The following is a 10,739-nucleotide window of genomic DNA, read 5'->3' on the forward strand; positions in this document are numbered from 1 at the left end:
GATTGCACATGTTGCAACGCATCATGTAACCGCTTGCAGTTGCTGCTAACGTCCGCCCACCTCGATTGAGGCGGTGCTGGCCGGGGGACCCAGTGCGATATTCGTCAGAGATCATCCGAGTGCTCGGTCACGGTGGCGCGCGCCGCTGCGGCTGGGTGTTGTCTGCAGTCCGGTGCGGACTTGCGATGACGGCCCCAGCGCAGGCGCAGGACCGCCGCTTGCCGCCACGTGCGCAATGGCGGGCGGCGCGTTCGTCCCGTGCGCTGCGAGGCACCCATACCGTGTCCGTCGCTCCGCGCCTGTCTGCCCACCTGCGCGTCGCCACGCGCAGGTCCGACCGGACCCTGGAGGCACGCTGGTGAGCCCGCCCCCCGTTCCGGCGCCGGATCCGCGCGCCAACATCACCATCAAGGACGTGGCGCGCCTGGCCAACGTGTCGGTCGCCACCGTGTCGCGCACGATGAACGGCCATCAGCACGTGGCCGAAACGGTGCGCGCGCGGGTGCTGGAAGCCGCGCGCACCCTGCACTACGTGCCGCACCATGCCGCGCGCAGCCTGAGCAGCCGCCGTACCCACACCATCGGCGTGGTGCTGCCGGACCTGCACGGCGAGTTCTTCTCCGAGCTGATCCGCGGCATCGACACGGTGGCGCGAGAGCGCGGCCTGCACCTGCTGGTGTCCAGCTACCACGGCGAACCCGAGCAGCAGCGGCTGGCGGTGCGGCGCATGCCCGGGCGCGTCGACGGGCTGCTGATCATGTCGCCGTACCTGGCCAACGATGCCGAGGACCCGGCCGACATGCTGCCCGGCACGCTGCCGGCGGTGCTGATGAACTGCGCCGAGCGCCTCGGCGAGGCGCAGGTGCTCAACGTCGACAACTACGGTGGCGCGCGCGCCATGACCCGCCATCTGCTGGACGTGGGTCATCGCCATATCGCCTTCATCGCCGGGCCGGACGACAACTTCGACGCGCGCGAGCGCCTGCGCGGCTACCGCGACGAACTGCGCGAGCGCTGCCCGCAGGAGGCGCCCCTGGTACTGCCCGGCGCCTTCGACGAGGCCTCCGGCTACCGCGCCGGCGAAGCCCTGCTGCAGGGCCAGCGGCCGGACGTGGTGTTCGCCGCCAACGACATGATGGCGCTGGGTTGCCTGTTCGCCTTCACCCATGCCGGGCTGCGCGTGCCCGAGGACATCGCCCTGGCCGGCTTCGACGACGTGCCGATGGCACGTTACGTGCATCCGGCCCTGACGACCATGCGCGTGGACATCGCCGGCTTCGGCGCCCGCGCCATGCAACTGCTGCTCGCCGCGCTGGAACCGCATGCCGCTCCGGCGGCATCGGCAGCGTCGGCCAGCGCGATCGCCCCGCAACTCATCGTTCGTGCTTCCAGTGCTCAGCGAGGGACCGCCATGGACTGACACCGACGCATGCCGCACCGATGTCGTTTTTTTGCTGCACCTAGAAGAACACAACAATGATCCCGTTTACCGCCCTGGGAGGGCTTTTGTCATGAAGAAACCGCGTTCCGCTTCCAACCTGCCCGCACGCAGCCTGCTGTGCTGCGCGCTGGCCACCTGCCTGTTCGCCACGATGCCGGCGATGGCCCAGTCCAGCAACGCGACCCTGCGCGGTCAGGTCGCCGCCGCCCAGGCCGGCACCGAAGTCACCGTCACCAACATCGCCACCGGCTCGGTGCGCCGCGCGCCGGTCGCCGCCAATGGCAGCTATACCGTGGTCGGCCTGCAGCCGGGCACCTACAAGGTCGAGGCCAATGGCGTCACCAAGACGGTGACCCTGCAGGTGGCGTCCTCGTCCACCGTCGATCTCGACGCCGCGACCCCGGCCGCCGGCGGCAACGCGACCACCCTGGACACCGTCACCGTCAGCGCGCCGTTGCTGAAGGACGTCAAGACCTCGGAAGTGGGCAACGTGGTGTCGCTGCACCAGATCGAGCAGCTGCCGCAGGCCACCCGCAACTTCCTGGAGTTCGCCGACACCGTGCCGGGCATGGTGTTCCAGATCGATTCTCAGGGCCACACCACGCTGCGCGGTGGCGCCTCCAACAGCAGCGCCGGCAACCTCTACATCGACGGCGTCAGCCAGAAGAGCTACGTGGCCAAGGGCGGCATCGCCGGCCAGAACGACAGCCAGGGCAACCCGTTCCCGCAGCTGGCGATCGGCGAGTACAAGGTCATCACCTCCAACTACAAGGCCGAGTTCGGCCAGGTGAGCGGCGCGGCGGTCACCGCGGCCACCAAGTCCGGTACCAATGAGTTCCACGGCGAGGTGTTCTACCGCTATACCGACCAGGATCTGCGCGACAAGAGCCCGGCGGAGGAAGCGACCGGCAGGAAGGTGGACTCGCAGACCAAGGAATACGGCTTCGCGATCGGCGGCCCGATCCTGCAGGACCGCATGCACTTCTTCTTCGCCTACGAAGGCAAGGACAACGTCGTGCCGCGCACGATCTATCCCGATGCCAAGGCGGCGCCGTATGTCGGTTTCCTGCCGGCGAACCTGTCCGGCCAGTACGGCGCGGCCAACCTGCCGTTCACCGAAGACCTGTACTTCGGCAAGATCGATTTCGAGCCGACCGATCGCGACCGTTTTGAATTGAGTGCGCAGGTCCGCGACGAAACCCAGACCGACAACGTCGGTGGGCAGAACGCTACCGATCACGGTCTGGACAAGATCAACAAGGACAAGCGTGTTGCGCTGCGTTGGGCGCACAGCGCCGATGCCTGGTACAACGAATTGATCGTCAGCCGCGAGGACGGCCGCAACGATCCTTTGCCGATGAGCACGGGCAACGGCGTCATCTACAACTACCTGGATTACACCGATCCGAACATCGGCGAGTACAACTTCCTGTCCACCGGACCGGCCGGTGGCGCCAGCGTGCAGAAGCGTCAGCAAGAGGGTTGGTCGCTGCAGAACGACCTGACCTTCACCAGCTTCCAGTGGCACGGCGACCACACCATCAAGATGGGCGTGAACTACAAGGACATCAAGCTGACGGCGCAGGACGCCGCGTCCTTGAACCCGCAGTTCAGCTACTCGGTCGACGCCAACGGTGTGGCCTCCACGCCCTATCGCGTGGACTTCTATTCGCCGTACGCCACCCCGGGCCAGAGCGCGATCGTCTCCACCAAGGCCAAGCAGTACGGCATCTACCTGCAGGACGACTGGGCGGTCAACGACAAGCTGATGCTGAATATCGGCGTGCGCTGGGATTATGAGGACAACCCGGCCTACACCGATTTCGTCACCTCGCCCGCGTTTGTGCAGGCGCTGTATTCCGACGATCCGGCCAACCCGGGCCAGCCCTGGGCCAACCGCCTGTTGCCGAGCGGCGTCAACGCCGCCGACTACATCAGCAACGGCCACAACCGCAAGAACTTCAAGGATGCGTGGCAGCCGCGCCTGGGCTTCTCTTACGACTTCTTCGGTGACCAGTCTGCCGTGCTGCATGGTGGTGCCGGGCGGTCCTACGACCGCAACCTGTTCGAGCAGATGGCGTACGAAACCAGCAAGGCAGCGCTGTCGCCGGTGGCGGTGTTCTTCCAGAACCCCGCCACCGGCCAGTGCTACCGCAGCGATCGCGTGTGCGTGCCGTGGGATACGAAGTACCTCAACGGCATGGACAATCTCAATGCCATCGCGGGCGTCAGCGGCAGCGGCGAGCTGTTCATGTTCAACAACCACCTCAAGACCCCGTACAGCGATCAGTACAGCATCGGCATCAGCAACCAGGTCGGCGACTGGCTGACCGACGTGACCGTGCAGCGCAACCTGAGCTACGACGGTTTCGCCATGTCGTTGATCAACCGCTACCCGAACGGCGCGTACTTCCAGAACGGCAGCGCGCCGTGGGGCGAACCGGTGCCGGGCTACAAGAACACCATCATCGGCATGAATGGTCTGGAACAGCGGACCACCCAGGTGCTGCTGTCGGCGGAGAAGCCCTACACCAAGGAATCGGGCTGGGGCCTGACCTTGTCCTACACCCATACCAACGCGCGTCAGAACCGCAACATCGACGAGCCCTTCGGCTTCGACAAGGCCACCATCCACGACTATCCGTTCGTGAAGTCCGACGCCGTGGCGGGCCACCGCTTCGTCGCCTCCGGCTCGATCGACGGCCCGTGGGGCATGACCTTCGGTGCCAAGGTGGTGCTGGCGACCCCGGAGCCGATCAACACCATCGCGTGCTATGGCAAGACCGATCCCGATGGTGCGACCTGCCAGCAGGTCGCGGCGATTCCGCCGGGCAATGGCAAGTTCCTGGTCGGCGGCAAGATCTGGGGCTATCGCACGGTCGACTTCCAGGCGTCGAAGGACTTCACCGTGTACAAGGACTTCAAGCTGTCGGCGCGCGTGAACCTGCTCAACGCCTTCAACTTCAAGAACTACAACACGTACGTCTACAACGACTTCGGCAGCAATGGCCGGTACGATCCGAACATCAGCATCAACAAGACCGGCGACATCATGTACGTGCCGCGCACCGTGACCTTCGAGATCGGCGCCAAGTTCTGATCCACGGCATGACCCACGCGCGTGCCCGACCGGCGCGCGTGGGGTTTCAACGGACGGGGCCACGTGGCCCCGTCCGCGTTTGCGGTCGCCCCTTTCTTCGGTACAGGACCACGCACGCATGATCGCCGCCCCTCTTCGCAACCTGGTCATCGTCGGCGGCGGTACCGCCGGCTGGATGGCCGCTGCCGCGCTGGCGCGTGTGCTGGGTCCGGACTACCGCATCACCTTGATCGAATCCGAGCAGATCGGCATCGTCGGCGTCGGCGAGGCCACCGTGCCGCACATCAAGGCCTTCAACAACCTGCTCGGCATCAACGAGGCCGAGTTCGTGCGCCACACCCAGGGCAGCTTCAAGCTCGGCATCGAGTTCGCCGACTGGCAGCGCCCGGGTACCTCCTACGTGCACGGCTTCGGCACCGAGATCGGGCATCCGCTCGGGCTGCTGTCGTTCCAGCAGTACTGGTTCAAGCAGGCGCTTGCCGGCAAGGCCAGGCCGCTCGGCACCTACACGCTCAACACCGTCGCCGCCAAGCGCGACCGGTTCATGACCTCGGCCACCGACGTGCCGCCGAATTCGCCGTTGGCCAACATCGCCTACGCCTACCATTTCGACGCGGCGCTGTATGCGGACTTCCTGCGCCGCTACGCCGAACAGCGCGGGGTGACCCGGCGCGAGGGCATCGTCGAGGAAGTGCAGCTGCATCCGGAATCGGGCGACGTGAGCGCGGTGCGCCTGGCCTCGGGCGAGGCGATCGCCGGCGACCTGTTCATCGATTGCTCCGGCTTCCGCGGCCTGCTGATCGAGCAGGCGCTGCACACCGGCTACCACGATTTCAGCCATTGGCTGCCCTGCGACCGCGCGCTGGCGGTGCCCTGCGCCAAGGTCGGCCCGCCCACGCCCTACACCCGCGCCACCGCGCGCGCGGCGGGCTGGCAGTGGCGCATCCCGCTGCAGCACCGCACCGGCAACGGCTACGTCTATTGCAGCGCACACATCAGCGACGACGAGGCCGCGGCCACGCTGCTGGCCAACCTCGACGGCCCGGCCCTGGCCGATCCGCGACCGCTGCGCTTCGTCACCGGCCGCCGCAAGCAGGTGTGGAACCGCAACGTGATCGCGCTGGGCCTGGCCAGCGGCTTCATGGAGCCGCTGGAATCGACCAGCATCCACCTGATCCAGTCCGGCATCTCCAAGCTGCTGGAACTGTTCCCGCGCGAAGGCATCAGCCCGGTGCTGGTGCGGCGCTACAACGAGCGTATCGCCTTCGAGTTCGACCGCATCCGCGACTTCCTGCTGCTGCACTACCACGCCACCGAGCGCGACGACAGCGCGTTCTGGCGGCACTGCCGCAGCATGCCGATCACCCCGGAGCTGCAGGAGACGCTGGACCTGTTCCGCGACAGTGGCCGCTTCTACCGCAACGGCGATGAGATGTTCGCCGAGATCAGCTGGGTGCAGGTGATGGTCGGGCAGGGCATCCTGCCGCGCGCCTATCATCCGCTGGTGGACCAGGTCCCGCAGGCCGACCTGGAGCGCTTCATGGCCAGCGTCGAGCAGACCATTGGCCATTGCGCCGACGCGATGCCACCGCATCAGGCCTTCATCGACCGCTACTGCGCGGCCAAGGCTCCGTAAGCACCGCCCACGCCACGCGGGCACAAAAAAAGAGGCCACGCGCACCAGGCGCGGGCCTCTTCAAATCCGACCGAAGCCGGAGAACGGTATGGCACATCTCCGGCAGAGCCGGACGCTGGGCATGCTACCGGCATGCCGAAGCTAAAGCAATACTTTAGGATTCGTCATCTAAGTTATTGATTTGAAATCGGTGTTGCTGGCCAGCGTCGCCGCAATCTCCCGCTGGATGGCCTCCGCCGCGGCGCGCGGGTCGCTGGCCTGGCGAATCGGCCGGCCGACCACGATCGCATCGGCGCCGTCGGCAAAGGCCTGGGCCACGCCCACCGTGCGCTGCTGGTCGTCGCCGACCGGGCCGCCGGGGCGGATGCCCGGGCAGACGATGGAGAAACCGGCGCCGGTGGCGCGGCGGATCGGCGCCGCTTCCTGGCCCGAGGCGATCACGCCGTCGATGCCCTCGGCCTGCGCGGCCAGCGCGCGTTCCACCACCACGTCTTCCGGCGCGCGGTCGATGCCCATCGACGCCAGGTCGGCGCGGCCCATCGAGGTCAGCACGGTCACCGCCAGCAGGCGCATGTCGCTGCCGTTGGCCTCGGCCGCGGCCTGCATCATCGGCGGGTGCCAGCCGTGGATGGTGCAGTAGTCCACCGGCCACTGCGACAGTCGCCGGATCACCCCGCCCACGGTGGCCGGGATGTCGAAGAACTTCAGGTCCACGAACACGCGCTTGCCGCGTCCGGCCAGCGTGTCCAGCACGTCGAAGTACTCGCCCGAGGCCAGCAGTTCCATGCCGATCTTGTAGAACGCCACCGCATCGCCGAGCCGCTCGATCCACTCCAGCGCCTCGCTGCGCCCGGGCACGTCGAGGGCGAAGATCAGGCGCTCGTGCGGCGCCAGCGGCAGCGGCGCACGGCTCACTGCGCCAGCTCCAGCGCCTGCACCTTGGCCTGGTGGCGCGCCGCCCGCGACTGGGTGAAGTCGTTGTTGAACAGCGCCGGCTCCCAGGAACCGTAGCTGGGGTTGGGCAGCATCCACCAGCGCTCGCCGAACCAGTCGTGGTACTGCTGCAGCAGCTGCGCGCGGCCTTCCGGGGTATTGGACACCACCTGGGCGAAATCGCCGAGCTGGTCGCCGAACTGCATCAGCACGCGGTACTGCTGGCCGACCAGCTTGCGCCGGCAGTTCTTCTCCGAGCCGTTCTGCTCGCAATCCTTGACCACCGTGCCCAGGCCAAGCAGCACGCTGTTGTCGGCCACCGGCAGGCCGGCGCTGCGAAGGTTGGCCAGGGTCGCGTCGGTCAGGTGCACGGCGCGGTTGGTCACGTACAGCACGGTGATGCCCTTGGCGTCGGCGGCCTTGGCGAAATCGACCACGCCCGGAATCGGCTTGGCCTTCTTCTCGGCCACCCACTGGTCCCAGCTGACTTCGTCGTATTCCTTGCCGTTGCGGATCAGCCGCGCCTGGTACGGCGAGTTGTCCAGCACGGTTTCGTCCACGTCCATCACCACCGCCGGCTTCAGCCCGGCGGCAGCGTTGCCGCGCTCCTCCGGCACCAGCGCGTCCCAGTTTGGCTCCTTCAGCGCTGCATCCAGGCGGTCGGCGGCAGCGCGATAGGTCTGCTCGGCCAGGGCCTGGTACTCGGCCGAGCGCTGCATCCACAGCACCGCGTTGAGGTTGTCGTCGGCGGCGCCCGGCGCGGCGGCAGACGCGTCAGCGGATGCAGTTGTGGCCGGCTTGACGGCCGGGTCGGCGACCTGCGTCTGCGGCTTGCAGGCGGACAGGGCGAGCACGGCGCAGGCCAGTGCGGTGCGGGCGATCGGAGTCATCGGGCGCAGGAACCTAGGCAAATGAACCGCGGATTTTAGCCGGTTGCGATGACAGGTGCGGCGCAACGCAGGCGGGCCGCCACGCTCAGGGCACGAACGTCAGTGCGCGCAGATCCGGGGCGAGCACCGCTTCGACGGGGGGGGCGCTGTCGTGGCCGGCATAGGTGCTGAAGCGGATGCGCAGGCGGCCATCGCGCACGGTGTAGGGCGTCAGGTCATCGAGGTCGGGCGCGTCCAGATCGATGTTGTCCAGGCAACTGGACACCGGCACGCGTGCCAGGATCGTGGGCGTGCCGTGCAGGCCGACCACGGTCAGCGCCATCTCCGCACCGGCGCCGCAGTAGCCGTGTCCGTCCCCGGGCGAGGAACGGCGCACGGACAGGTACAGCAGGCGGTCGCGCGCCAGATACGGCTGCAACCGGGTCGGCAACAGGCGGATGGCGTGCTCGGTGCCGATCCGTTCCGGTGCGTAGGCGCGCGGGATGGTCTCCAGCACGGTCGGCGCGCGTCCCGGCACCTGCAGCACGACGCGACCGGCACGATAGGCCAGTTGCAGCATGCCGCGGCGTGGATCGCAGACGTCGGCATCGCTCAGGGCGCCCGGCGCAGCGGGGCATTCCGTCGGCGTTGGCGCTGCGGCGGTGTGGGCCGGTGCGGCGCCGAGGGCGGCAGGCGAGGCCAGGGCCAGCAGGAGGGTGAGCGGCAGCATGCGAGGCCTTCGAGGTTTGAGCCGCGAGTGTGGCAGTCGCGGCGGATGGCGCACCAGTTGTGACGCGCATCCTTTGTGGAAGTGATGCAATTCACGCAAGCGCCTGTTTTGCAGGGAATTTCCTGACAGCACGTCAGGAGCGTCCGGATGCCGCAGCGCTGTGGTTTGCACCACACTTCTCCGTACGGAAAACCGCAAGATGCGGCGCCTCGCGCGCTGCAGCGCGATCGCGCCTGCGTATGCAGGCAACCTCCGGAAGCGTCACAGGGGACGTTGCAGTGGATAGTTGGAGAAAAGGAGCTTCTCTCGTCGTACTGGCCGTGTGCGCGCTGGCGGCTGCGCGGTCGGCGCACGCGCAGGAACCCACCACGCTCGACCGCCAGGAACAGTTGCGCCAGGCCGAGCAGGTGCAGCGGCAGCAGGAACAGGACCGGCAGGCGCCGTTCGTGGGTCCGCGCGAGGCCGAAGCGCCGGCAGACATGCGCAGCACCGCCTTGCCGACCGAAGCGCTGTGCTTTCCGATCCGGCGCATCCGCCTCGGTGGCGGCGGCCCCGACGCGGCACGTTTTTCCTGGCTGTGGCAGTCGCTGCGCCGCTACGAGGGCCGCTGCATCGGCACGGCCGGCATCGACCTGATCCGCCGCCGCGCGCTGGACCAACTGGTCGCGCGCGGCTTCGTCACCACCCGCCTCGGCGTGCCCGCGCAGGACCTGTCCAGCGGTGAGCTGCGCTTCGAACTGCTGCCCGGGCGCCTGCGCCAGGTGCGCGTGCAGTCGGCGGACGGCCGCGTGTTCTGGCGCGGGGCGCTGCCGCTGCGTCCGGGCGACGTGCTCGACCTGCGCGCGATCGAACAGGGCGTGGAGCAGTTCAAGCGGGTGCCGTCGCAGGACGCCAAGATCGACATCGCCCCGGGCGAGCAGCCGGGCGAGTCGGACCTGCTGATCACCGTGCAGCGCAGCAAGCGCTGGCGCGCGGTGCTCAACGCCGACGACTCGGGCGTACAGGCGACCGGCCGCTACCAGGGCGGCATCGACTTCGCCCTGGATGCGCCGCTGGGCATCAACGACCTGCTCTCGATCGGCTACAACCACGACCTCGTCGACGACGGCGCCGCCCGCGGCACGCGCGGCAACAGCCTGTCCTATAGCGTGCCGTGGGGCTGGTGGACGGCCTCGCTGTCGCTGTCGTCCTACCGCTACCACCAGCAGGTGGACGGCTTCCGCCAGAGCTTCCAGTCCAGCGGCAGTTCGAACAGCGCGCAACTGGATCTGCAGCGGGTGATCCACCGCACCGGCACCAGCAAGACCACGCTCGGCGTGGTGGTGGCCAAGCGGGCAGCGCGCAGCTACCTGGATGGGGTGGAGATCGGCATCCAGCGCCGCCACACCACCAGCGCCGAGTTCTACCTCAGCCATCGCCACTACCTGGGCAAGCTGCAGCTGGACACGCGCCTGGGTCACCGCCGCGGCACCCCGTGGTTCGACGGACAGTGGACCGGCTACGACCCGGCGGTGGGCTTCCCCGGCTACCGCTACGGCGTCACCACGCTCGACGTCAGCGCCGGCCTGCCGTTCGCGCTGGGCCCGGTGGCGCTGAGCTGGGACAGCAGCCTGCATGCGCAGACCTCACCGCAGCTGCTGCTGGGCTCGGAATTCATCACTCTGGGCGGGCGCTACAGCGTGCGCGGCTTCGATGGCGAACGCACCCTGGGCGCCGAACGCGGCGCGTACTGGCGCAACACCCTCAACCTGCCGGTGCAACGCCTGGGCATCACCCCATACCTGGGCGTGGATGCCGGCCGCATCGCCGGGCCGAGCGCGTCGGCGCAGGCCGGGCGCAGCCTGGTCGGCGGCTTCGTCGGCATGCGCGGTGCGCGCGGCGGGCTCAGCTGGGATGGCTTCGCCGGCTGGGACCTGCACGCGCCGCGCGACTTCCACAGCGCGCAGCCGGCCTATGGCGTGCGCCTGATCTACCAGTTCTGACATCACTGCCGCCAATTGGCGGCAGGCAACGCAATGGATTTGCCGCCT

The 10,739-nt window shown here is 68.0% G+C and carries 7 protein-coding genes; 4 read left to right on the forward strand and 3 right to left on the reverse strand.

Annotated features, from left to right (window positions below; translation table 11 throughout):
* The first annotated feature begins 358 nt into the window (after positions 1–358).
* The 3 genes from GGR66_RS15395 to GGR66_RS15405 all read left to right on the forward strand — a co-directional run bounded on the left by GGR66_RS15395 (position 359) and on the right by GGR66_RS15405 (position 6,177).
* Entirely contained in the window at positions 359–1,420 is a 1,062-nt protein-coding gene (locus tag GGR66_RS15395; protein ID WP_184448871.1) for a LacI family DNA-binding transcriptional regulator, read from the forward strand.
* Between the two features lie 91 nt (positions 1,421–1,511).
* Positions 1,512–4,541 carry a TonB-dependent receptor gene (locus GGR66_RS15400; RefSeq protein WP_184448872.1) on the forward strand — a complete coding sequence of 1,010 codons (3,030 nt, stop codon included), beginning with the start codon at positions 1,512–1,514 and terminating at the stop codon, positions 4,539–4,541.
* A gap of 118 nt (positions 4,542–4,659) precedes the next feature.
* Positions 4,660–6,177, forward strand: a complete 1,518-nt coding sequence (locus tag GGR66_RS15405; RefSeq protein WP_184448873.1) for a tryptophan halogenase family protein — start codon at positions 4,660–4,662, stop codon at positions 6,175–6,177.
* A gap of 168 nt (positions 6,178–6,345) precedes the next feature.
* On the opposite strand, the gene pyrF is transcribed toward GGR66_RS15405, so the two are convergent.
* The 3 genes from pyrF to GGR66_RS15420 all read right to left on the reverse strand — a co-directional run bounded on the left by pyrF (position 6,346) and on the right by GGR66_RS15420 (position 8,709).
* Positions 6,346–7,092, reverse strand: a complete 747-nt coding sequence (gene pyrF / locus GGR66_RS15410; RefSeq protein WP_184448874.1) for an orotidine-5'-phosphate decarboxylase — start codon at positions 7,090–7,092, stop codon at positions 6,346–6,348.
* Positions 7,089–8,000: a 5'-nucleotidase, lipoprotein e(P4) family gene (locus GGR66_RS15415; protein ID WP_184448875.1), complete on the reverse strand. Its 912-nt coding sequence runs from the start codon at positions 7,998–8,000 to the stop codon at positions 7,089–7,091. The genes pyrF and GGR66_RS15415 overlap by 4 nt, the downstream gene beginning before the upstream one ends.
* Before the next feature lie 85 nt (positions 8,001–8,085).
* Positions 8,086–8,709 carry a hypothetical protein gene (locus tag GGR66_RS15420; RefSeq protein ID WP_184448876.1) on the reverse strand — a complete coding sequence of 208 codons (624 nt, stop codon included), beginning with the start codon at positions 8,707–8,709 and terminating at the stop codon, positions 8,086–8,088.
* Between the two features lie 239 nt (positions 8,710–8,948).
* Between GGR66_RS15420 and GGR66_RS15425 the strand changes: the two genes are divergently transcribed.
* Positions 8,949–10,691, forward strand: coding sequence for a ShlB/FhaC/HecB family hemolysin secretion/activation protein (locus tag GGR66_RS15425; RefSeq protein WP_184448877.1), 1,743 nt, complete (start codon positions 8,949–8,951; stop codon positions 10,689–10,691).
* The last annotated feature ends 48 nt before the right edge of the window (positions 10,692–10,739 follow it).

The sequence above is a fragment of the Xanthomonas sp. 3498 genome (genome assembly GCF_014199795.1).
GTDB lineage: Bacteria > Pseudomonadota > Gammaproteobacteria > Xanthomonadales > Xanthomonadaceae > Xanthomonas_A > Xanthomonas_A rydalmerensis.